This window comes from Streptomyces sp. NBC_01508 (assembly GCF_045040315.1).
Taxonomy (GTDB): domain Bacteria; phylum Actinomycetota; class Actinomycetes; order Streptomycetales; family Streptomycetaceae; genus Streptomyces.
This window is the reverse complement of the sequence record NZ_CP109419.1, coordinates 1,726,668-1,748,575: the sequence shown is the minus strand read 5'-3', so window position 1 is coordinate 1,748,575 and position 21,908 is coordinate 1,726,668. Positions and strand designations below refer to the sequence as shown.

At 70.2% G+C, this 21,908-nt stretch carries 19 protein-coding genes and 2 pseudogenes; 18 read left to right on the top strand and 3 right to left on the bottom strand.

Annotated features, from left to right (window positions below; translation table 11 throughout):
• Nucleotides 1-2: 2 nt before the first annotated feature.
• The 4 genes from OG700_RS07775 (at nucleotide 3) to OG700_RS07760 (ending at nucleotide 4,262) form a co-directional block, all read left to right on the top strand.
• Entirely contained in the window at nucleotides 3-1,244 is a 1,242-nt protein-coding gene (locus tag OG700_RS07775; protein ID WP_405610898.1) for a sensor histidine kinase, read from the top strand.
• A 389-nt stretch (nucleotides 1,245-1,633) separates the two neighbouring features.
• On the top strand, nucleotides 1,634-1,930 hold the full coding sequence (locus tag OG700_RS07770; RefSeq protein WP_023538148.1) for a DUF4193 domain-containing protein: 297 nt from the start codon (nucleotides 1,634-1,636) through the stop codon (nucleotides 1,928-1,930).
• A 14-nt stretch (nucleotides 1,931-1,944) separates the two neighbouring features.
• Nucleotides 1,945-2,865 carry a hypothetical protein gene (locus OG700_RS07765; protein WP_405610895.1) on the top strand — a complete coding sequence of 307 codons (921 nt, stop codon included), beginning with the start codon at nucleotides 1,945-1,947 and terminating at the stop codon, nucleotides 2,863-2,865.
• Nucleotides 2,866-3,095: 230 nt separating this feature from the next.
• A complete protein-coding gene (locus OG700_RS07760) occupies nucleotides 3,096-4,262 on the top strand; it encodes an IS701 family transposase (RefSeq protein ID WP_405621376.1) in 1,167 nt (388 codons plus the stop codon).
• Between the two features lie 351 nt (nucleotides 4,263-4,613).
• On the opposite strand, the gene OG700_RS07755 is transcribed toward OG700_RS07760, so the two are convergent.
• Complete coding sequence (locus OG700_RS07755) at nucleotides 4,614-5,096, bottom strand: DUF3093 domain-containing protein (protein WP_405610892.1); 483 nt, start codon at nucleotides 5,094-5,096, stop codon at nucleotides 4,614-4,616.
• A 58-nt stretch (nucleotides 5,097-5,154) separates the two neighbouring features.
• On the opposite strand from OG700_RS07755, the gene OG700_RS07750 reads away from it, so the two are divergent.
• The 8 genes from OG700_RS07750 (at nucleotide 5,155) to OG700_RS07715 (ending at nucleotide 12,813) form a co-directional block, all read left to right on the top strand.
• Entirely contained in the window at nucleotides 5,155-5,775 is a 621-nt protein-coding gene (locus tag OG700_RS07750) for a PaaI family thioesterase (protein ID WP_405610889.1), read from the top strand.
• Entirely contained in the window at nucleotides 5,772-6,296 is a 525-nt protein-coding gene (dut, locus tag OG700_RS07745; RefSeq protein ID WP_405610886.1) for a dUTP diphosphatase, read from the top strand. The genes OG700_RS07750 and dut overlap by 4 nt, the downstream gene beginning before the upstream one ends.
• Before the next feature lies 1 nt (nucleotide 6,297).
• Nucleotides 6,298-7,080, top strand: coding sequence for a DUF3710 domain-containing protein (locus tag OG700_RS07740; protein ID WP_405610883.1), 783 nt, complete (start codon nucleotides 6,298-6,300; stop codon nucleotides 7,078-7,080).
• A 394-nt stretch (nucleotides 7,081-7,474) separates the two neighbouring features.
• Nucleotides 7,475-8,218 (top strand): ABC transporter ATP-binding protein, encoded by a 744-nt coding sequence (locus tag OG700_RS07735; RefSeq protein ID WP_405610880.1) that lies wholly within the window; start codon nucleotides 7,475-7,477, stop codon nucleotides 8,216-8,218.
• A 135-nt stretch (nucleotides 8,219-8,353) separates the two neighbouring features.
• On the top strand, nucleotides 8,354-10,897 hold the full coding sequence (locus tag OG700_RS07730) for a DUF4118 domain-containing protein (protein ID WP_405610877.1): 2,544 nt from the start codon (nucleotides 8,354-8,356) through the stop codon (nucleotides 10,895-10,897).
• Between the two features lie 29 nt (nucleotides 10,898-10,926).
• The gene (locus OG700_RS07725) at nucleotides 10,927-11,649 is read left to right on the top strand and encodes a response regulator (protein ID WP_405621514.1); all 723 of its coding nucleotides are present in this window, start codon (nucleotides 10,927-10,929) and stop codon (nucleotides 11,647-11,649) included.
• 33 nt (nucleotides 11,650-11,682) lie between these two features.
• Entirely contained in the window at nucleotides 11,683-12,069 is a 387-nt protein-coding gene (locus OG700_RS07720; RefSeq protein WP_405610874.1) for an OB-fold nucleic acid binding domain-containing protein, read from the top strand.
• Nucleotides 12,070-12,072: 3 nt separating this feature from the next.
• On the top strand, nucleotides 12,073-12,813 hold the full coding sequence (locus OG700_RS07715) for a DUF3159 domain-containing protein (protein ID WP_405610871.1): 741 nt from the start codon (nucleotides 12,073-12,075) through the stop codon (nucleotides 12,811-12,813).
• A gap of 410 nt (nucleotides 12,814-13,223) precedes the next feature.
• On the opposite strand, the gene OG700_RS07710 is transcribed toward OG700_RS07715, so the two are convergent.
• Together OG700_RS07710 and OG700_RS07705 are read right to left on the bottom strand one after the other, a co-directional pair.
• Nucleotides 13,224-13,895, bottom strand: coding sequence for a TrkA family potassium uptake protein (locus OG700_RS07710; RefSeq protein ID WP_023538137.1), 672 nt, complete (start codon nucleotides 13,893-13,895; stop codon nucleotides 13,224-13,226).
• Entirely contained in the window at nucleotides 13,895-14,563 is a 669-nt protein-coding gene (locus OG700_RS07705) for a potassium channel family protein (RefSeq protein ID WP_405610867.1), read from the bottom strand. Before OG700_RS07705 ends, OG700_RS07710 begins: the two co-directional genes overlap by 1 nt.
• A gap of 302 nt (nucleotides 14,564-14,865) precedes the next feature.
• Here OG700_RS07705 and OG700_RS07700 point away from each other — a divergent pair, with 302 nt between their 5' ends.
• The 6 genes and pseudogenes from OG700_RS07700 to OG700_RS07675 all read left to right on the top strand — a co-directional run.
• Nucleotides 14,866-15,207, top strand: coding sequence for an ArsR/SmtB family transcription factor (locus OG700_RS07700; RefSeq protein ID WP_405610865.1), 342 nt, complete (start codon nucleotides 14,866-14,868; stop codon nucleotides 15,205-15,207).
• Nucleotides 15,204-15,470, top strand: coding sequence for a hypothetical protein (locus tag OG700_RS07695; RefSeq protein ID WP_405610863.1), 267 nt, complete (start codon nucleotides 15,204-15,206; stop codon nucleotides 15,468-15,470). Before OG700_RS07700 ends, OG700_RS07695 begins: the two co-directional genes overlap by 4 nt.
• Before the next feature lie 175 nt (nucleotides 15,471-15,645).
• Nucleotides 15,646-17,744, top strand: a pseudogene (locus OG700_RS07690) (MMPL family transporter).
• Between the two features lie 117 nt (nucleotides 17,745-17,861).
• Nucleotides 17,862-19,904 (top strand): APC family permease, encoded by a 2,043-nt coding sequence (locus OG700_RS07685; protein ID WP_405610860.1) that lies wholly within the window; start codon nucleotides 17,862-17,864, stop codon nucleotides 19,902-19,904.
• A 102-nt stretch (nucleotides 19,905-20,006) separates the two neighbouring features.
• Nucleotides 20,007-21,377: a class I SAM-dependent RNA methyltransferase gene (locus tag OG700_RS07680; RefSeq protein ID WP_405610857.1), complete on the top strand. Its 1,371-nt coding sequence runs from the start codon at nucleotides 20,007-20,009 to the stop codon at nucleotides 21,375-21,377.
• Between the two features lie 186 nt (nucleotides 21,378-21,563).
• A pseudogene (locus OG700_RS07675) lies at nucleotides 21,564-21,797 on the top strand (NUDIX hydrolase); the annotation flags it as partial.
• Nucleotides 21,798-21,908 lie beyond the last annotated feature (111 nt).

The following is a 21,908-nucleotide window of genomic DNA, read 5'->3' as shown; positions in this document are numbered from 1 at the left end:
CCGTGGCGACCACCCCGGCGCCGCCCGCGGCACCCCCGAAACCGACCTGGGACCCCAGACGGCAGGACCAGGGACTGCCCTGGGTCCGGCCGACGATCCGGATACGTCTGACGCTGCTCTACGGCGGGATGTTCCTGATCGCCGGCATCCTGCTGCTGTCGATCATCTATCTGCTGGCGGCGCAGGCCATCAACGAGGGCAGCGAGCTGACCCTGAAGGTGACCGGGGTCAACGTGCAGCTGACGAGCCCCACCTGTCCCGGTCTCAACGAGGCCGTCAACAACGACCAGCTGAACGACTCACTCAAGGCGTGCATGTCCGCCCAGCGCCAGCAGGCGCTCGACGACCTGCTCACCCGCTCGCTGTTCGCCCTCACCGGGCTCTCCATCATCGCTTTCGCGTTCGGTTACGCGATGGCCGGACGGGTCCTGTCGCCGCTGGGCCGCATCACCCGCACCGCGCGCCGCGTGGTCGGTTCCGACCTGGCGCGCAGGATCGAACTGGACGGTCCGGACGACGAACTGAAGGAGCTGGCCGACACCTTCGACGAGATGCTGGAGCGCCTGGAGCGGGCCTTCACGGCGCAGCAGCGCTTCGTCGCCAACGCCTCCCACGAGTTGCGTACGCCCCTCGCGATCAACCGGACACTGCTGGAGGTCCAGCTCTCCGATCCGGCGGCGCCCGTGGAGCTTCAGCAGCTCGGCAGGACGCTCCTGGCCACCAACGAACGCAGTGAACAGCTGGTGGAGGGCCTGCTGCTGCTCGCCCGCAGCGACAACCAGCTCGTCGAGCGCAAGCCCGTCGACCTCGCCGAGGTCGCCACCCGCGCCGTCGACCAGACGCGCGGCGAGGCCGAGGCGAAGGGCGTCGAGCTCCGCGGTGAGCGCCGGCCGGCGGTCGTCCAGGGCAACGGCGTCCTGCTGGAGCGGATCGCGCTCAACCTCGTACAGAACGCCGTCCGCTACAACGTGAAGGAGGTGGGCTGGGTCGAGGTCACGACCGCGGTCGAGCACGGTCAGGCGGTGCTGCTGGTGTCGAACACGGGGCCGGTCGTTCCCGCGTACGAGATCGACAACATCTTCGAACCGTTCCGCCGCCTCCGTACGGAGCGGACCGGCAGCGACAAGGGCGTGGGCCTCGGCCTGTCGATCGCCCGCTCGGTCGCGCGGGCCCACGGGGGCCGTATCATCGCGGAGCCCCGCGAGGGAGGCGGGCTCGTGATGCGTGTCACTCTGCCGGTCTGAGCTTTCGCTCCGGATCGGAGCGAAGTTCGCTATGCGCGGAATTTTCGGGACCCGTTCCCGGTTGGTCCGTGTGTGATCGATCACAGGGGCGAATACCGGCCTCGCACTCTGCGTGATCAAGCCCCTGACGGAAAGCCGGGAAAATCCGGGTTTCCGGGGGTCGGGATCACGGGAAGTACACGGGGTGGCGCCCGTGAAGTACGACATTCGGACCGTGTACGGTCCGGTTCGCCACCCAAAGCCGATCACTCGGAAAGAGTCCGGTTGGGTGTCGATTGAGTAACAGACCTTGATGTGAGGCAAAATCTCCGCCTCAGGTCGGGCACAAGTCCGGCCTCTCACGCGTTACGCGCTGAGACACCGATGACACCCAGAGGGGGAGAAGCGACATGGCAACGGATTACGACACCCCACGCAAGACCGATGACGACGTCGATTCCGACAGCCTTGAGGAATTGAAGGCCCGTCGGAACGACAAGTCGACATCCGCGGTCGACGTGGACGAGTTCGAGCAGGCCGAGGGACTTGAGCTGCCCGGGGCCGACCTCTCCAACGAGGAGCTGTCGGTTCGCGTACTGCCCAGGCAGGCCGACGAGTTCACCTGCATGAGCTGCTTCCTCGTGCACCACCGCAGTCAGCTGTCCCGGGAGAAGAACGGTCAGCCGATCTGCCGCGACTGCGACTAGGGGAGCGGTCGGCCGTGGCAGGTGACACACCGTCCAGGAAACGGCGCTTCCGGCGCGCGAAGGCGCCGGAGGCGTACCGGAGCGGCCCGGGCCCGGCGGAAGGCACCACGCCCGCTGCCGAGCACTCCGCTCTCCTGCCCCATTCCGGCGTATCCGACGACGACGGGCGAGGCCTCCCGGCCTCGCTCGAAGCAGCCCAGGGCGACCACGACGGGCCGCCCGTGACCGGGGTCCGGCGCCTGGACAAGGTCAGGCGGGGCATCCAGAAGGGCGGCGCGAGCGCCAGGGCAGGCCTCTCGCACCTCGCCGACCGGATCATCGACAACGCGCCGCGCGTTCCCGTCCGTGATCTGGCCACGCTCCGCAGGCAGTTCCCGGGTCTGGGTCCCGAAGAGCTCGCCGACAAACTCATCGCGGGCGCGGCGAACAGCAGCTCCACGGTGGGCGCCGGTATCGGCGCCGTCGCGATGATGCCCGTACCGCCCGCGATGCCGGCCGAACTGGCCGCGGAGATCACGGCGGTCGCCGCGATCGAACTGAAGCTCATCGCCGAGCTGCACGAGGTCTACGGCCGGCGTCCGCCCGGCAACCTCAAACAGCGCAGCACCGCGTATCTGACCTCGTGGACCGAGGAGCGCGGCGTCGACATCATGAAACCGGCGACGCTCAACACGGCGCTCTCCGGCCGTATGAAGCGCGAGCTGCGCCAGCAGATCATGAAGCGCACGGTCCGCAGCCTGCCGAACCTGGTGCCGTTCATGATCGGAGCCGCCGTCGGCGCGATGATGAACCGGCGCGACACCCAGAAGGTCGCCGAGCGCATCCGTAAGGACCTGCGCACCCACCAGATCCCCTGGGACGCCCTGCCCGCGCTGCCGCCGCTGGAGCAGCCGGAGGTGCTGCCTCCCGAGCTGCCGAAGGAACTGGGCCGCTAGGGCGTGTTGCGAAAGTCCCGCCTGGCCGACGACGCCTGGCACGCGCACTCGCCGCGTTGTCGGAATCATCCAAGTACGCCCAGTACGAGAACGATCCTCCGCCTTGCGATCGCACGCACCAGACGCCGTCGGCCCCGCCCTTCGGGCGGACGGCGCTACTTTCGCAACATGCCCTAGTACTGCAACCGCGTTTGCAGTGACGACGTGACGTCGTGGTCGTTGTGCTTGTCATGGGTGGGGACCTCGAAATCGGTGACGTGCGGCGGTGGGCGGTGGGGCTGGAAGAGGTGCACGAGCGGTTTGTGCACCGTTTTCAGCGTTCGGAGCCCCGCGAGTCGGCGCTGGCTTACATGCGCGGGTTGGTGTCGTCGCTGGAGCGGAAGAACGCGTGGACGGTCGCTGAGCGCGCGGGGCATGACCGGCCGGACCGTTTGCAGAGGCTGCTCAATACGTGTGACTGGGATGCCGACGAAGTCCGCGACGATGTGCGGGAGTTCGTGATGGAACATCTCGGTGACCGGCAGGCGATCCTGGTCGTGGACGACACCGGGTTCTTGAAGAAGGGGGTCCGCTCGGCCGGTGTCCAGCGCCAGTACACGGGCACGGCGGGCCGGATCGAGAACAGCCAGGTCGGCACGTTCCTGGCCTACGCCACCGAGGTCGGCCACACGCTGATCGACCGGGAGCTGTACCTGCCCGCGTCCTGGACCGAGGACCGGGACCGCTGCCGCACCGCGGCGATCCCCGACGAGGTCACCTTCGCCACGAAGATCGAGCACGCCAAGGCCATGATCGAACGGACCCTCGCAGCCCGGGTGCCGTTCGCGTGGCTGACGGCCGACGAGGCATATGGGCAGGTCAAGGGGTTGCGCTACTGGCTGGAACAGCGTGGGGTGTTCCACGTGCTGGCCACCCGTCGGACCGACACTGTCGTAACCGCCTCCCGCATGGACCATGTCGTGGAGGAACTGGTGGCGGGCCTGCCCCGACAGGCATGGAAACGCCGCTCGTGCGGGTCGGGCGCCCACGGCGAGCGGGTCTACGACTGGGCCCGGGCACCGATCCGGCCCTGGCGTGAGGAGGGCGTCGAGCACTGGGTTCTGGCCCGTCGCAGCGTCACCGATCCCACCGGGATCGCCTACTACGTGTGCTTCGCACCCGAGGGCACCACCTTGAACACACTGCTGGTGGTGGCCGGCCGCCGGTGGACGATCGAGGAATGCTTCCAGACCGCGAAGAACGAGTGCGGCCTGGACCACTACCAGGTCCGCAAGTACCACGCCTGGTATCGGCACATCACGCTGGCCATGGCGGCCCACGCCTACCTGGCAACGGTCCGTGCGCAGGAGCTGAAAAAGGGGGCTCACGATCCGCTGACCAGTACCTTGTCCCACTGAGCCTGCCCGAAATCCGCCGCCTGACCGCCCACCTCACCGCACGCCTCCTGCCCTCACTCGCCCAGGTCCTGCACTGGTCCCACTGGCGGCGACGAGCACAGCACCGAGCACGCGTCAGCCACTACAAACGACGAGGCCACAGCCCGTGACTAAACCATCGTCACAGCAAACACGGTTGCAGTACTAGGGCCTCTCGTTTGGATCTTGCCGGGCTCGCGGTCCCTGGCACCGCGCCTCGCCGCGTTGATGGCGGAAGGGCAGGCACGATTCTCGCCATGCCTCCCTCCTCCGCCTCGCGATCCACGGCACCAGACCCCGCTCCCTCATCCGGCCTGATCCAAACGAAAGACCCTAGGCCCTGTCCGCCGTGCCGTTCTCGCTCTTCCGTACCGCGTCCAGCGCCGCCGCGAGCGCCCTCGGGTTCCGGGTCGACACATAGACGTACGGCGTCGGGTCGGCCGCGTCCGTGACCTCCACCCGCAGCGCCGTCGGGATGTAGCTGCGCAGCAGCATGAAGGCGCGGGGATCGGCCTTGTGCATGCGCCAGGCGCGCGCCTCCTCACCGGCCAGCACCTCCGCGCCGCCGAGCGCCGCCACCGGGATCCGGGCACTGCCCGCGACCAGCGATCCGGCCACCACCCGGATCCGCGCGGAGCCGTAGGAACTGACGGCCGACGCGGCCAGCAGCCCCGTCACGACCACCGCCCCGAGCATCGGCACGGTGCCCAGCGGCAGCAGGATGAGACCGCCCGAGAGCGCGACGAGAGCGGTGATCACCCACCAGGAACCGGGGGCGGTGAGACGTTCGTCGTAAGGCGCGGCTGAGTGCTCCATGGGGCCAAGCTTGGCACGGTGCGACCGGCGGGTAGCCGCGCGGGTAAGGTCTGCGCCTGTGAGTACTGTGCCCTCCGGGGGGAAGACCCCCCGTTCCGCCGCCCGGTCCCCGGCTCTGACGCCGCCGGCCGACGCCATAGCGCCGGTACGGCACCCTCAGGCCCCGGCCCCCGGGGAACTGCTCGGTTCCCACTACGCGCACTGTTTCGGCTGCGGCGACGAGCAGCCCCACGGCCTCCACCTCCAGGCCAGGGCCGGCGAGGGTGTCACCATCACCGCCGAGTTCACCGTGCGGCCCGCCCACCAGGGCGCCCCCGGCCTCGCGCACGGCGGCGTACTCGCCACCGCGCTCGACGAGTCGCTCGGCGCGCTCAGCTGGCTGCTGCGCGTGGTCGCCGTGACCGGCAAGCTGGAGACGGACTTCGTCCGCCCCGTACCCGTCGACACCGTGCTCTTCCTCAGCGCCGAGGCCACCGCCGTGAGCGGCCGGAAGATCTTCTGCTCCGCGACCGGCCGGCTCAACGGCCCCGAGGGGCCCGTCGCGCTGCGCGCCGACGCCCTCTTCGTCGAAGTGAAGGTCGACCACTTCATCGACAACGGCCGCCAGGAGGAGATCCGGGCGGTCATGGCCGATCCCGACCAGGTCAGGCGCGCCCGCGCCTTCGAGGTGAACCCATGAGTCCTGCCCCCGGCACTCCTGTCGACGTGTTGATCCGCCGCACCGACCCGCAGGTGCCGCTCCCCTCGTACGCGCACCCGGGCGACGCCGGCGTCGATCTGGTCACCACCGAGGCCACCGATCTCGCTCCGGGCGAACGCGCCGTTCTGCCCACCGGGGTTTCCCTCGCGCTGCCCGACGGGTACGCCGCCTTCGTGCACCCGCGATCCGGGCTGGCCGCCCGGTGCGGGGTGGCTCTGGTGAATGCCCCGGGGACGGTGGATGCCGGGTACCGTGGGGAGATCAAGGTGATCGTGGTCAATCTCGACCCGCGCGAGTCGGTGCGGTTCGAGCGGTTCGACCGGATTGCCCAACTGGTCGTCCAGCAGGTCGAGAAGGTGCGCTTCCACGAGGTGGCGGAGCTTCCCGGCTCGGCACGGGCCGAGGGGGGCTTCGGGTCCACCGGAGGTCATGCCGCGGTGGGCGGTTCACAGGGCGGGAATCGATACGCATCGGTCGTATCCGACCGGGAAGGACAGTGACGTGTTCGGACGTCGCAAGAAGAGCGGTGCCGCCGATGACACGGCGGGCGAGGCCGAGCAGGTCGTCGACGACGTTGCCGACGAGGCCGCTGACGACGCGGAGGACGGGGCAGAGCAGCCCCGCCGGGTGAATCTTCCCCCGGCCCCCCGGCCCGACGGGCCGTGGGACGCCTCCGAGGTCTCCAAGCCCGACGAGGGCCGCGTCGACCTGGGCGGCATCTTCGTCCCCGGGGTCGACGGGATGGAGCTTCGGGTGGAGGTCGCGGGCGACGCGATCGTCGCGGCGACCGTCGTCGTACGCGACAGCGCCGTACAGCTCCAGGCCTTCGCCGCTCCCAAGAAGGAGGGCATCTGGAGCGAGGTGCGCGAGGAGATCGCCTCGGGCATCACGCAGCAGGGCGGCATCATCGACGAGGTCGAGGGCCCGCTCGGCTGGGAGCTCAGGGCCCAGGTGCCGGTGCAGCTCCCGGACGGCACCGGTGGCGTACAGCTTGTGCGCTTCATCGGCGTCGACGGGCCGCGCTGGTTCCTGCGCGGAGTGATCTCCGGACAGGGCGCGGTGCAGCCCGAGGCCGCCGGACTGCTGGAGCAGATCTTCCGGGACACGGTCGTCGTGCGCGGTGACGGCCCGATGGCGCCCCGCGACCCGATCGTCCTGAAGCTCCCCGACGACGCGCAGATGGTTGCCGAGGGCGTCCAGCAGGCCGAGGAGCAGGAAGGTTCCCGCTTCGCCGGGGGCATGGGCCAGCTTCAGCGCGGCCCCGAGATCACCGAGGTGCGCTGACCCCGGCCGTGTTGGGGAAGTCCCGCCCGGCCGACGACGCCCGGCACGCACTCCCCCGTAGCCCCGAGGGGGGCACGGGAGGTGCCCGCTCGTCGCGTTGACAGCGTTTTCGAAGGCATCCGAGTACGCCCAGTACGAGAGCGATCCTCCGCCTTGCGATCGCACGCGCCGACGGAGTCGTCAGCCGCTCCGCGGGCGGGCGCGAGGCCCGCCCTGTGGGCGGACGGCGCTACTTCCCCAGCACGGCCTGGCACGTACGCTCAGACAAGCCGGTGGGCCGCGCTCCCGTCACGGGAGCGCGGCCCACCGGCTTGTGTGGTTGCCACCATTGCCCGGCCGCACGGATCGCGCACATACTGGCGCCCGGCAGTCGGCACCGTGCGGGGGATGAGTCATGACCGAGACCAGCAGCGGCACCGGCACGGCCCTGGCCGGCGAGGCGACCGCACCCATGGTGCGGGTGAGTGGCCTGCACCGCTCGTACGGCACCGGCGCCACCGCCGTCCACGCGCTGCGCGGGGTGTCCTTCACCGCGTCGCGCGGCGAGCTGATCGCGCTCAAGGGCCGCTCGGGATCGGGCAAGACGACCCTGCTCAACCTCGTCGGCGGCCTCGACACCCCGGACGACGGACAGATCACCGTCGACGGCACGGACCTCGCCACGCTCGGCGAGAGCGGCCTGCTCGAAATGCGCCGCGACCGGATCGGCTTCATCTTCCAGTCCTTCGGACTGATCCCCATCCTCACCGCCGCCGAGAACGTCGGCGTCCCCCTGCGGCTGCGCAGGGCCGACCCGCGCGAGCGCGAGGAGCGGGTGGCGCTGCTGCTCGCCCTTGTCGGCCTCGGCGACCACACGGCGCAGCGCCCCGGTGAGCTGTCCGGCGGCCAGCAGCAGCGCGTCGCGATCGCCCGCGCCCTGGCGAACCGGCCCGCCCTGCTGATCGCCGACGAGCCCACCGGACAGCTCGACGCGGAGACCGGGCTCGCCGTGATGGAGCTGCTGCGCGCGGTTGTCCGCAGCGAGGGCGTCACCGCGCTCGTGGCCACCCACGACGCCCAGCTCCTCGGCCTCGCCGACCGGGTGATCGAACTCGCCGACGGCCGCCTCGTGGAACACGAGCGCTCCCCGCGGCCGTAGCACCAGGTCCATCAGAATCGTGTCAAGACGGACCCCGCGCCCCACCGGATGTCCGTTTTGCCGTCTTCCATGGCTGTAGCTTCGGGCGGGAAGCCGCCGGGAGACGCAGCGGCCCGGTGGGAAGACAATGGGGCCATGGGACGCGGCAAGCTGAGGATCTACCTGGGCGCGGCACCGGGCGTCGGCAAGACGTACGCGATGCTCTCCGAGGCGCACCGGCGCGTCGAGCGCGGCACCGACTGTGTGGTGGCGTTCGTCGAGCACCACAACCGGCCACGCACCGAGGTCATGCTCCAGGGCCTCGAACAGATCCATCGCCGGGAGCTGCCGCACCGGGGCACCGTCTTCACCGAGATGGACGTCGACGCGGTCATCGAGCGCCGCCCCGCCGTCGCGCTGGTGGACGAACTGGCCCACACCAATGTCCCGGGCTCCCGCAACTCCAAACGCTGGCAGGACGTCGAGGAACTGCTCCAGGTGGGCATCGACGTCGTGTCGACCGTCAACATCCAGCACCTGGAATCACTCGGCGATGTCGTCGAATCGATAACGGGCGTACGGCAGCGTGAGACCGTCCCCGACGAGATGGTCAGACGGGCCGACCAGATCGAACTTGTCGACATGTCACCCCAGGCGCTGCGCCGCCGCATGGCGCACGGCAACATCTACCAGCCGGACAAGGTCAACGCCGCCCTCTCGCACTACTTCCGCCCCGGCAACCTCACCGCGCTGCGCGAACTCGCCCTGCTCTGGACCGCCGACCGGGTCGACGAATACCTCCAGCAGTACCGCGGCGAGCACAACATCCGCACCACCTGGCAGGCCCGCGAGCGCATCGCCGTCGGCCTCACCGGCGGGCCCGAGGGCCGTACGCTCATCCGCCGCGCCGCCCGCATGGCCGCCAAGGGCTCCGGCAGCGAGATCCTCGCCGTCTACATCGCCCGCAGCGACGGCCTCACCTCCGCGTCACCCAAGGAACTCGCCGTCCAGCGCACCCTGGTCGAAGACCTCGGCGGCACCTTCCACCACGTCATCGGCGACGACGTGCCCTCGGCGCTGCTGGAGTTCGCACGCGGCGTCAACGCCTCCCAGATCGTGCTCGGCTCCAGCCGCCGCAAGGCCTGGCAGTACGTCTTCGGGCCGGGCGTCGGCGCCACCGTCGCCCGCGAGTCGGGACCCGACCTGGACGTCCACATCGTCACCCACGAGGAGGTCGCCAAGGGCCGCGGCCTGCCCGTGGCGCACGGCGCCCGCCTCGGCCGCTCCCGGATCATCTCCGGCTGGCTGGCCGGCGTCGTCGCCCCCGTCCTGCTGACGCTGCTGCTCACCGCGCTGGACGACACCCTCGGCCTGGCCAACGACGTCCTGCTCTTCCTCTTCCTGACCGTCCTCGCCGCACTGCTCGGCGGACTGCGCCCGGCCCTCGCGTCGGCCGCCGTGGGCTCACTCCTGCTGAACTTCTACTTCACCCCGCCCACCCACAACCTCACCATCCAGGACCCCAGGAACCTCGTCGCCATCGTGATCTTCTTCGCGGTGGCCGTCGCCGTGGCCTCGGTGGTCGACCTCGCGGCCCGCCGCACCCACCAGGCCGCCAGACTGCGCGCCGAGTCCGAGATCCTGTCCTTCCTGGCCGGCAGCGTGCTGCGCGGCGAGACCACCCTGGACGCCCTGCTGGAACGCGTACGCGAGACGTTCTCCATGGAGTCCGTGGCGCTGCTGGAACGCACCAGCGACGTCGACCCGTGGACCCGCGCGGGCAGCGTCGGACCCAGGCCCGTCGACCGCCCCGACGCCGCCGACGTCGACCTGCCCGTCGGCGACCACCTGGCGCTCGCGCTCTCCGGCCGGGTGCTGCCCGCCGAGGACCGCCGGGTGCTCTCCGCCTTCGCCGCCCAGGCCGCCGTCGTACTCGACCGCCAGCGCCTGGTGGGCGAGGCCGAGGGCGCCCGCAGGCTCGCGGAGGGCAACCGGATACGTACGGCCCTGCTCGCCGCCGTCAGCCACGACCTGCGCACCCCCCTCGCGGCCATCAAGGCCGCCGTCACCTCGCTCCGCTCCGACGACGTCGAATGGTCCGAGGAGGACCACGCCGAACTCCTCGAAGGCATCGAGAACGGCGCCGACCGCCTCGACCACCTGGTGGGCAACCTGCTCGACATGTCGCGGCTCCAGACCGGCACCGTCACCCCGCTGATCCGCGAGATCGACCTGGACGAGGTCGTCCCCATGGCGCTCGGCGGCGTCCCCGAGGACAGCGTGGACCTGGACATCCCGGAATCACTGCCGATGGTCGCCGTCGACCCCGGCCTGCTGGAGCGCGCCGTGGCCAACATCGTCGAGAACGCCGTCAAATACAGCCCCGATGGCACCCGCGTCACCGTCGCGGCCAGCTCGCTCGGCGCCCGCGTCCAGGTACGCGTCGTGGACCGCGGTCCCGGCGTCCCCGACGAAGCCAAGGAACGCATATTCGAGCCCTTCCAGCGCCACGGGGACGCCCCGCGCGGGGCCGGTGTCGGCCTCGGCCTCGCCGTCGCCCGCGGCTTCGTGGACGCCATGGAAGGCACCCTCACCGCCGAGGACACCCCCGGCGGCGGACTGACCATGGTCCTGGATCTCACGGCCGTACCGGGCCTCACGCCGTACGGCCCCGAACTACCCGCACAGGTCGCGTCATGACCGGCGGCACAGCAGAAAGGCAGGCCACCATGGCGCCTCCCGCCGGGGGAGACCCCCGAGGCCCCGTGCGGGTGCTCGTGGTCGACGACGAGCCGCAGATCGTGCGCGCGCTCGTGATCAACCTCAAGGCCCGCAAGTACGAGGTCGACGCCGCCGCCGACGGCGCGAGCGCCCTGGAACTCGCCGCCGCCCGCCATCCGGACGTCGTCGTGCTCGACCTCGGCCTGCCCGACATGGACGGCGTGGAGGTCATCAAGGGCCTGCGCGGCTGGACCCGGGTACCGATCCTGGTGCTCTCCGCGCGCCAGACCTCCGACGAGAAGGTCGAGGCGCTGGACGCGGGCGCCGACGACTACGTCACCAAGCCCTTCGGCATGGACGAACTCCTCGCCCGGCTGCGCGCCGCCGTCCGCCGCGCCGAGCCCGTCGGCTCCGGCGACGACGGCGGCGTCGCGATGGTCGAGACCGCGGGCTTCACCGTCGACCTGGTGGCCAAGAAGGTGCACCGGGAGGGCCGCGACGTACGGCTCACCCCGACCGAGTGGCACCTGCTGGAGGTCCTGGTACGCAACACCGGCCGGCTCGTCAGCCAGAAACAGCTCCTCCAGGAGGTCTGGGGGCCCTCCTACGGCACGGAGACCAACTATCTGCGGGTCTACATGGCCCAGCTCCGCCGCAAGCTGGAGGCGGACCCCTCGCACCCCAGGCACTTCGTCACCGAGCCCGGCATGGGCTACCGGTTCGACCGATGATCCGGGGCCCGCGGACCCCGGTACGCTTCTGTCATGAGTGCTGAGAAGCCGACCGGCCGCTTCCGCCGGATGCTCGACCGGCTGTCCAGCTCCCAGGAGGATCTGGAATCCGAGGAGCTGCGTGAGGACACGCAGGCCTCGGGCTGCACCCGCATCTGCGACTGCGGCGACCGCCAGATAGTGAAGGTGACTGGTACGTTGCGGACGGTCACTCTGCGTCCGCGGGCCGGCGTGCCCGCGCTGGAGGCGGAGCTGTTCGACGGCACCGCGCCGCTGGACGTGGTGTGGCTGGGACGGCGCTCCATCGCGGGCATAGAGCCGGGCCGCAAGCTCATCGCATCCGGCCGGATCTCCATGAGCCACGGCCGCAGGGTGCTGTTCAACCCCACATACGAACTCCGACCGCTCGGACAGGAGTAGCCGGTGACGTCAATCGACAAGCCCGCCGCGACGACAGACCTCAACGCGCCCGAGGGCGCCGACCCGCAGGCCGACGCCAAGGCCGTGACCGAGGCCGCGCTCTTCGAGGCGTTCGGCGGCGTGCGCGGAATGGTGGAGACGGTCGTCCCCGGACTGCTCTTCGTCACGATCTTCACGATCAACAAGGACCTGCACGTCTCCGCGATCGCCGCGCTCGCGGTGTCGCTGCTGCTGGTCGCCGTCCGGCTGATCCGCCGCGACACCGTGAAGCACGCCTTCAGCGGCGTCTTCGGAGTCGCCTTCGGCGTGGTCTTCGCGATGATGACCGGCGACGCGAAGGACTTCTACCTGCCGGGCATGGTGTACACGCTGGGGCTGGCCGTCGCGTACATCGCGACCAGCGTCGCGGGGGTGCCGCTGATCGGGCTGATCCTGGGGCCGGTCTTCAAGGAGAACCTGTCCTGGCGTACGCGGAACCCGGGGCGCAAGTCGGCTTACACGAAGGCGAGTTACGCGTGGGGGTTCATCCTCCTCGCGAAGTGCGCGATCCTCTTCCCGCTGTACTGGTGGGCGGACACGACGCAGCTGGGCTGGGTGCTGGTGTCGCTGAAGATCCCGCCGTTCCTGCTCGCGGTGTATCTGACGTGGCTGTTCCTGGCGAAGGCGCCGGCGCCGATTGACGTCTTCGCTGAGATGGAGGCGGAAGAAGAGGCTGCGCGCGCTTCGGGGCCGTCGCGGGAGTAGCCGGGTTGTCCGCGTCTGCCTGCGGGCCGGTGGTCGTTGTCCTCAAGCGCCGGACGGGCTTGGTGGTTGCGGTTGTCGGCCGTGGGCGGGGTGCGGGGCCTGCGGGTGGGTACGTCCGGACTGCGTGATGTGTGGCGCAACCCGGACCGGTACTTCTCCCATGACCGCTGGGCGCCGTAAATCATGCCGTCCGGGCATGACCCCGGAGCGGCCCCCGGCCACCACCGCAACCACCCCAGCCCGTCCGGCGCTTGAGGACGGACCCCGCCACCACGCGGACCCGGGCAAACCAACCCGGCCACACCGCAACCACCCCAGCCCGGCCGGCGCTTGAGGACAACCACCCACCGGCCCGCAGGCGCGCGGACCGGCCTGTACGGGGACCGGCAACCCCGCAACCCGCACAGCGCTCAAGCGTCCTCGCGGCGGACGGACAGCAGGTCCTCCAGTTGTTCCTCCCGCGCCTGCGCCGCCACGAACAGCAGTTCGTCCCCCGCCTCCAGCGTCTCCTCCGCGTGCGGCGTCAGCACCCGTGAGCCCCGGATGATCGTCACCAGCGACGTGTCCTCGGGCCAGGTCACGTCCCCCACCTGGGTCCCCGTCACCGCCGACTCCGGCGGCAGCGTCAGCTCCACGAGATTCGCGTCGCCGTGGCTGAAGCGCAGCAGCCGGACGAGGTCGCCGACGCTCACCGCCTCTTCCACCAGCGCCGACATCAGACGTGGCGTCGACACCGCGACGTCCACGCCCCACGACTCGTTGAACAGCCACTCGTTCTTCGGGTTGTTGACGCGGGCGACCACCCTCGGTACGCCGTACTCCGTCTTGGCCAGCAGCGAGACGACCAGGTTGACCTTGTCGTCGCCGGTCGCCGCGATCACGACGTTGCAGCGTTGCAGCGCCGCCTCGTCGAGCGAGGTGATCTCGCAGGCGTCGGCCAGCAGCCATTCCGCCATCGGGACCCGCTCGACCGAGATGGCGGTGGGCGCCTTGTCGATCAGCAGGACCTCGTGGCCGTTCTCCAGCAGTTCGCCCGCGATGGATCGACCCACCGCGCCTGCTCCGGCAATCGCGACGCGCATCAGTGACCGCCCTCCTCAGGGCCCTCGGCGAAAGCCGCCTCGACCTTCTGGATGTCGTCCGTACGCATCATCACGTGGACGAGGTCGCCCTCCTGGAGCACCGTCTGCGACGTGGGCAGTATGGCCTCGCCGAGCCGGGTGAGGAACGCGACGCGTACGCCGGTCTCCTCCTGGAGGGTGCTGATCTTGTGGCCGATCCAGCTCGCCGACGTGTGGACCTCGGCGAGCTGGACGCCGCCGCTCGGGTCGCGCCACAGCGGCTCCGCGCCGGACGGCAGCAGCCGTCGGAGCATCTGGTCGGCGGTCCAGCGGACGGTCGCCACGGTCGGGATGCCGAGCCGCTGGTAGACCTCCGCGCGCCGGGGGTCGTAGATGCGCGCGGCGACGTTCTCGATGCCGAACATCTCGCGGGCCACCCGGGCGGCGATGATGTTCGAGTTGTCCCCGCTGCTGACCGCCGCGAACGCGCCCGCGTCCTCGATGCCCGCGTCGCGCAAGGTGTCCTGGTCGAAGCCGACGCCGTTGATACGCCGCCCGCCGAAGCCGGAGCCGAGCCGGCGGAACGCCGTGGGGTCCTGGTCGATGACCGCGACCGTGTGCCCCTGCCGCTCCAGGCTGGTGGCGAGTGCGGCCCCCACTCGGCCGCAGCCCATGATGACGATGTGCACGTCCTCTTTACCCCGCAGTCCTGTTTGCCGAGCTGACCTGCGTAAACACCTGGTTCACTCTTCCTTCTCCGTGCGCCGGGCCACGGACGGCACAACCGTACGGGGCGCCGCCCGGGATTGAGCTTATGCGTCCGCGTCCGCCGTGCCGTCACCCGTGTCGGGGATACGCCGGGGAGGCGTCGGGGGACCCTGAGAGGACCCCGAGTTACCCTCAGTCCACCCTGATATGTGTCAGGTTTCTTTGACAGGTGTGGACGGCTGCTGTCAGTCTTCCCTGACAGGTGCTGAGGAAAGGGGCTGCGATGCACGAGGTCCCGACCGGCGACGAACTGCTGAAGGTGCTCGGCGCGCTCGGCAATCCACACCGGATGCGGATCGTCGGCGCGCTGCTGGAGGGCCGCAACTACGTCAGCGCTCTCGCCCGCGAACTCGGCATCGGCCGCCCGCTGCTGCACATGCATCTCCAGCGGCTGGAGGCGGCCGGGCTGGTCGTCGGGACGCTGGAGCTGTCCGAGAGCGGCAAGGCGATGAAGTACTTCGAGCTGACCCCGTTCTGTTTCGCCCTGACCCCGCAGTCCGTCGCCACGGCGGCGTCGACGCTCACCGAGGAAGAGAGAACGACGATGAAGGAGTCCGCGAAATGAATGATTCGGGCTGGACGGACCTGGCCGGGGTCGTCGGCGCCGGCGGTGTCTTCCTGTTCCTCATCGTGGTCGTCTGGCAGATAGCGGCGACCTGGCGCGCACGCATGCTGGCGGCGCGGGAGGAGCGGTACAAGCAGCCCGCCATGAAGTACGCGCAACTGCTGGAGGACAACGTCGAGCTGCACCGCCGCACGCTCGACGAGCTGACGCAGGCCCGCGGCTCGATCGCGTCGATGGAGAAGATGATGCGCGAGATCGAGTAGCCGCGCCGCGTCGTAGCGCCAAGTGAAGTCGTACGGCCGGGAGTTCCCGCTCCCGGCCGTACGCATGGAGATCCGTCACTCAGGGCACCACCCCGCGCGCCACGGCAGGTCGCCAAACCATCACGCCGCGGTGCGGGAGAGGTGTGCCCCTCACTCCATACGGAGGAGATTACTCATGACCACCTTGCCGAAGCGGCTCGCCGGTGCCCCCGGCGGCAGCCGCGGGAAGCGGTTCGTCCTGGTCGCCTGGCTGTTCCCGCCGTCGTGCTCGGCCCGCTCGCCGGGAAGCTGGGCGAGGCCGAGGAGACGGGGCAGAACGCGTTCCTGCCCCGTGGCGCGGAATCCGCCCGCGTCAACACCGAGTTGGAGAAGTTCCGCACCGACACGCTGATGCCCGCGGTCGTCGTCTACACCCGTGCGGGGGCCGCCGCGAAGGCCGCGGCGGACCGCGCCCGCTTCGCGCCGTACGTCGCCGAGGGCGAGCAACTGCCGCCCGCCGTCCGGTCCGACGACGGCAAGGCCCTGATGGCCGTCGTACCCCTGTCGTACGAGGACGAGATCACCGACGCGGTCGACAGGCTCCACGACATCGCCGGGCGCCAACGCCCCGCCGGGCGTCGACGCCGAGGTCGGCGGCCCCGCCGCCTCACTGACCGACTCCATCGCCGTCTTCGGCACCCTCGACTCGACCGTGATGACCGCGACCGGGCTCGTCGTCGCCGTCCTGCTGCTGATCACCTACCGCAGCCCCCTGCTCTGGCTGTTCCCACTGCTGTCCGTCGGCTTCGCCGCCGTACTCACCCAGGTCGGCACGTATCTCCTCGCCAAGTACGGCCACCTGCCCGTCGATCCGCAGAGCGCGGGCATCCTGATGGTGCTCGTCTTCGGCGTCGGTACGGACTACGCGCTGCTGCTCATCGCCCGCTACCGCGAGGAGTTGCACCGGCAGGAGGACCGGCACGAGGCCATGCGGACCGCGCTGCGCCGCTCGGGCCCGGCGATCCTCGCCTCGGCGGGTACCGTCGCGATCGGTCTCGCCTGTCTGGCGTTCGCCGACATCAACTCCTCGCGCTCCCTGGGGCTGGTCGGCGCCGTCGGCGTGGTCTGCGCGTTCCTCGCGATGGTCACGGTCCTGCCCGCGCTGCTGGTGATCGCCGGCCGCCGGGTCTTCTGGCCGTTCGTCCCGCGCCTCGGCGCCGCCTCCCGTAGGGAGGCCACCGTGTGGTCGCGGATCGGCGCCCTGGTCGCCCGGCGCCCGCGCTGGTCGTGGCTGATGTCGGTCGGTGTCACCGGCGTGCTGGCGTTCAGCGCGGTCGGTATCGACATGGGGCTGCGGCAGTCGGAGATGTTCCAGGAGAAGCCCGAATCGGTCGTGGCGCAGGAGCTGATCTCCGCCCACTACCCCTCGGGCGCCTCCGACCCGGCGAAGGTCGTCACCCGTGCCGACCGTGCCGCCGACGTCGAGGCGGCCGTAAGGGAGGTGAGGGGCGTCGCGCGTGTCGAGGACGGCGAGCGTACGCCCGACGGCCGGCTCGCCACGCTGTCGGTGGTGCTCACCGACACCCCGGACAGCGCGGCGGCCAAGGACACCGTCGACCGGCTGCGGGACGCCGTACGGACGGTCGACGGCGCCGGCGCGCTGGTCGGCGGCGTCACCGCACAGACCCTGGACACCCAGCGGGCAGCCGACCGCGATCTGCGGACCGTGATCCCCGTGGTGCTGGTGGTGGTGCTGGCCGTACTGATCCTGCTCCTTCGCGCCCTGGTCGCGCCGCTGCTGCTGCTCGGGACGGTCGTCCTTCGTACTTCGCCGCGCTCGGCACCTCGAACCTCCTGTTCGAGAGCGTCTTCGGCTTCGCCGGCGTCGACTGGTCGATCCCGCTGACGGGCTTCGTGTTCCTGGTCGCCCTGGGCATCGACTACAACATCTTCCTGATGCACCGGGTCCGCGAGGAGGCGTTGCGGATCGGCCACACACGCGGCGTACTGGAGGGTCTGACCAGCACCGGAGGCGTCATCACCTCGGCGGGTGTGGTGCTCGCCGCGACCTTCGCCGTCTTCGCCGCGCTGCCGCTGGTGACGATGGCGCAGATGGGCGTGATCGTCGGCATCGGCGTCCTGCTGGACACCTTCCTGGTCCGTACGGTGCTGGTGCCCGCGCTGGCGCTGGACCTGGGGCGCCGGTTCTGGTGGCCGGGGCGGCTCTCCGGCGGGGGCGGCCACGACGGCGCCGCGGGACGGCCGGCGCGGGAGCGCGCGCCGGAGCGCGTCTGACGCCGTTCCCCGGAGCCCGCCGCCTTCCGCCGCTCGGTGCCTTGGAGCCCGGCGCCGGGAGGCCCCGGCGGGGTGGTGCCTGGGGCGGTCCAGGCCGGACGGCTTACGATCCTCATCGTGCCGAAACTGACCGACGTGCCCAAACGGATCCTGATCGGCAGGGCGCTGCGTAGCGACAGGTTGGGAGAAACGCTTCTCCCTAAACGCATCGCACTGCCCGTCTTCGCCTCCGACCCGCTCTCCTCGGTGGCCTACGCGCCGGGGGAAGTCCTCCTGGTGCTCTCCATCGCGGGCGCGTCCGCCTACCACTTCAGCCCGTGGATCGCCCTGGCCGTCGTGGTCCTGATGTTCACCGTCGTCGCCTCCTACCGGCAGAACGTGCACGCCTACCCGAGCGGCGGCGGCGACTACGAGGTCGCCACCACCAACCTCGGCCCCAAGGCCGGTCTGACCGTCGCGAGCGCGCTGCTCGTCGACTACGTCCTGACCGTGGCCGTGTCGATCGCCTCCGGCGTGGAGAATCTCGGCTCGGCGATCCCCTTCGTCATCGAGAACAAAGTCCTGTGCGCGATCGGCATAATCGTCATCCTGACGCTGATGAATCTGCGCGGCGTACGGGAGTCGGGCAAGCTCTTCGCCATTCCGACGTACATCTTCGTCACCGGCGTCTTCCTCATGATCGCGTGGGGCGCCTTCCGCGGATTCGTACTCGACGACACCATGGACGCGCCCACGGCCCACTTCGAGATCAAGGCGGAGGAGGGCGGACTGGCCGGTTTCGCGCTGGTCTTCCTGCTGCTGCGCGCGTTCTCCTCCGGCTGCGCGGCCCTCACCGGTGTCGAGGCCATCAGCAACGGCGTCCCCGCCTTCCGTAAGCCCAAGAGCAAGAACGCGGCCACGACCCTCGCGCTGATGGGCACCCTCGCCGTCACCATGTTCTGCGGCATCATCGGCCTGGCCATGGCCACCGATGTGAAGATGGCCGAGTTCCCGGGCAAGGACCTGCTCCGCGACGGTGTGCCGGTCGGCGACGGCTACGTGCAGGACCCCGTCATCACCCAGGTCGCCGCCGCCGTCTTCGGCCCGGACACCTTCTTCTTCGTCCTGCTCGCCGCGGCCACCGCGCTCGTGCTCTTCCTGGCCGCCAACACCGCGTACAACGGCTTCCCGCTGCTCGGCTCGATCCTCGCGCAGGACCGCTACCTGCCGCGCCAGCTCCACACCCGCGGCGACCGCCTCGCCTTCTCCAACGGCATCGTGCTGCTGGCCGGCGCCGCCATCCTGCTGATCTGGGTGTACGGGGCGGACTCGACCAAGCTGATCCAGCTCTACATCGTCGGTGTCTTCGTCTCCTTCACCCTCAGCCAGACGGGCATGGTCCGGCACTGGAACCGCCATCTGCGGACCGAGCGCGACAAGGCCAAGCGCCGCCACATGATCCGCTCCCGCGCGATCAACACCTTCGGTGCCTTCTTCACCGGGCTCGTCCTGATCGTGGTGCTGGCCACCAAGTTCACGCACGGGGCGTGGGTCGCCCTGCTCGGCATGGTGATCTTCTACGGGACGATGACCGCGATCCGCCGGCACTACGACCGCGTGGCCGGGGAGATCGCCGCCGCCGAGGGCGGCCCCGGCGCCGACGGCGTACGGCCCTCCCGCGTCCACACCATCGTGCTCGTCTCCAAGGTCCACAAGCCGACGCTGCGCGCCCTCGCGTTCGCGAAGCTCACCCGCTCGGACCGGCTGGAGGCGCTCAGCATCAACGTCGACGCCGACGAGACGAAGCAGCTGAAGGACGAGTGGGAGCGGCGCGGCATCAACGTGCCGCTGAAGATCCTCGACTCCCCGTACCGCGAGATCACCCGGCCCGTCATCGAGTACGTACGGGGTCTGCGCACCGAGAATCCGCGGGACGTGGTCAGTATTTTCATCCCCGAGTACGTGGTCGGCCGCTGGTACGAGCAGGTGCTGCACAACCAGAGCGCGCTACGGCTCAAGGGGCGGCTGCTCTTCACCCCGGGCGTGATGGTGACCTCGGTGCCGTACCAGCTTCAGTCCTCGGAGGTCGCGAAGAAGCGGGCCAGGCGGCGAGCGGAGTGGAGCGCGCCGGGTTCGGTGCGCCGGGGGCCGGTGGACACCCGGCCGAAGAGGGAGCCCTGAGGGGTTTGTGGGTGGCGGTGGGCGGTGCCGCCCGCACGTAGACTGATTGGCTGCCCGTCCGGCCGTACCTTGTGACCTTGACCTTTTGGAGCACCGCCCCTCATGCAGACAGAACCGCAGCCTTCAGAGCAGGCTCAGGCTCCAGCGGAAGCTCCGGAGCACGCTTCGCTGGTCGGGGACGAGTACGAGGTCGAGGTCGGTCCCGTCGCGCACGGCGGCCACTGCGTCGCCCGCACCGACGAGGGCCGGGTGCTGTTCGTACGGCACGCGCTGCCCGGCGAGAAGGTCATCGCCCGCGTGACGGACGGCGACGAGGGTTCGCGCTACCTGCGCGCCGACGCGGTGACGATCCTGGACGCCTCCAAGGAACGCGTCGAGGCCCCCTGCCCGTACGCCGGCCCCGGCATGTGCGGCGGCTGCGACTGGCAGCACGCCAAGCCGGGCGCGCAACGCCGCCTCAAGGGCGACGTCATCACCGAGCAGCTCCAGCGACTGGCCGGCCTCACCCCGGAAGAGGCGGGCTGGGACGGCACGGTCATGCCCGCGCCCGGTGACAAACTGCCCGCGGGCGAGGTGCCGCAGTGGCGTACCCGCGTGCAGTACGCCGTCGACGCCGACGGCCGGGCCGGACTGCGCAAGCACCGCTCGCACGACGTACAGCCGGTCGACCACTGCATGATCGCCTCCGAGGGCGTCAGCGAACTGGGCGTCGAGAAGCGCGAATGGCCGCAGATGGCCTCGGTCGAGGCGATCGCCGCCTCCGGCTCCGGCGACCGCCAGGTGATCCTGGCCCCCCTCAAGGGCGGCCGGCTCCCACTGGTCGAGCTGGACAAGCCGGTGTCCGTCCTGCGGGTCGAGGAGCACGACGGGGGAGTGCACCGGGTCCACGGCCGCGCCTTCGTCCGCGAACGCGCGGACGACCGCACCTGGCGCATCGGCATGGGCGGCTTCTGGCAGGTCCACCCGAAGGCCCCCGAGGTACTGGTGGAGGCCGTGATGCAGGGCCTGATGCCGCGCAAGGGCGAGACGGCCCTCGATCTCTACTGCGGGGTGGGCCTGTTCGCGGGCGCGATCGCACAACGCGTCGGCGAGACGGGCGCGGTGCTCGGCATCGAATCCGGCAGGCGCGCGGCGGAGGACGCCCAGTACAACCTCCAGGACCTGCCCCGGGTCCGCATCGAACACGGCAAGGTCGACACGGTGCTGCCCCGCACCCAGATCACCGAGACGGACCTGATCGTCCTCGACCCCCCACGCGCGGGCGCCGGCAAACAGGTCGTCACCCACCTCGCGGGCCTGGGCGCCCGCCGCATCGCCTACGTGGCCTGCGACCCGGCGGCACTGGCCCGCGACCTGGCGTACTTCCGAGAGGCGGGCTACAAGCCGCGCACGCTGCGGGCGTTCGACTTGTTCCCGATGACGCACCACGTGGAGTGCGTGGCGATCCTTGAGCCCATCGCAAAGGGTGCTTGACCTGCGGGTTCGGGTGATGTGCGTTATGGGCGCTGTGGGCGTTACGGGCGATATCTTGACGCTGAAATGACGCTCTGTGAGGCATCTTGACGCTCATTTGACGCTCGTTCTGATGGATCGTCAGCCACGTCGACTTGCTGGTCAGACGCTCTGTTTCTTGTGAAGGGGCTGGCGCCAGCGTCGGCGATGCCACCAGGTGTGCAAGCACTGCGCGTTGCCATCGCCGTGGTCGTCCGCGACAGCGACGTCCTGCTGGTCTGCCGGCGGACCACGAGGCCGCTGGCATCAGCTGGCAGTCCTCGGCCGGAGCGGTCGAGCCGGGCGAGACCCGCGAAGACGTCGCGTTGCGCGAGACCCAGGAGGAGACCGGGACCGGAGGTCTCTGCCGTGAAGCTGCTCGGCGAGCGCGTCCATCCGCGAGAAATGGCGCTAGTGTGATCGACTTCGCGACATCTCTTCAGGCTCGGCATTTCATGAGATCTCGCGATTGGGAAAAAGATGTCCTCTATGCGATTGAACGAGCTCGTCGCG

What these genes read in the sequence shown, in the direction of transcription:
- OG700_RS07755 (WP_405610892.1), bottom strand. Translation starts at nt 5,096, where the DNA reads ATGGAGCACTCAGCCGCGCCTTACGACGAACGTCTCACCGCCCCCGGT.
- OG700_RS07720 (WP_405610874.1), top strand. Translation starts at nt 11,683, where the DNA reads ATGAGTGCTGAGAAGCCGACCGGCCGCTTCCGCCGGATGCTCGACCGG.
- OG700_RS07695 (WP_405610863.1), top strand. Translation starts at nt 15,204, where the DNA reads ATGAATGATTCGGGCTGGACGGACCTGGCCGGGGTCGTCGGCGCCGGC.
- OG700_RS07730 (WP_405610877.1), top strand. Translation starts at nt 8,354, where the DNA reads ATGGGACGCGGCAAGCTGAGGATCTACCTGGGCGCGGCACCGGGCGTC.
- OG700_RS07680 (WP_405610857.1), top strand. Translation starts at nt 20,007, where the DNA reads ATGCAGACAGAACCGCAGCCTTCAGAGCAGGCTCAGGCTCCAGCGGAA.
- OG700_RS07735 (WP_405610880.1), top strand. Translation starts at nt 7,475, where the DNA reads ATGACCGAGACCAGCAGCGGCACCGGCACGGCCCTGGCCGGCGAGGCG.
- OG700_RS07770 (WP_023538148.1), top strand. Translation starts at nt 1,634, where the DNA reads ATGGCAACGGATTACGACACCCCACGCAAGACCGATGACGACGTCGAT.
- OG700_RS07710 (WP_023538137.1), bottom strand. Translation starts at nt 13,895, where the DNA reads ATGCGCGTCGCGATTGCCGGAGCAGGCGCGGTGGGTCGATCCATCGCG.
- dut (WP_405610886.1), top strand. Translation starts at nt 5,772, where the DNA reads ATGAGTCCTGCCCCCGGCACTCCTGTCGACGTGTTGATCCGCCGCACC.
- OG700_RS07700 (WP_405610865.1), top strand. Translation starts at nt 14,866, where the DNA reads ATGCACGAGGTCCCGACCGGCGACGAACTGCTGAAGGTGCTCGGCGCG.
- OG700_RS07760 (WP_405621376.1), top strand. Translation starts at nt 3,096, where the DNA reads ATGGGTGGGGACCTCGAAATCGGTGACGTGCGGCGGTGGGCGGTGGGG.
- OG700_RS07725 (WP_405621514.1), top strand. Translation starts at nt 10,927, where the DNA reads ATGGCGCCTCCCGCCGGGGGAGACCCCCGAGGCCCCGTGCGGGTGCTC.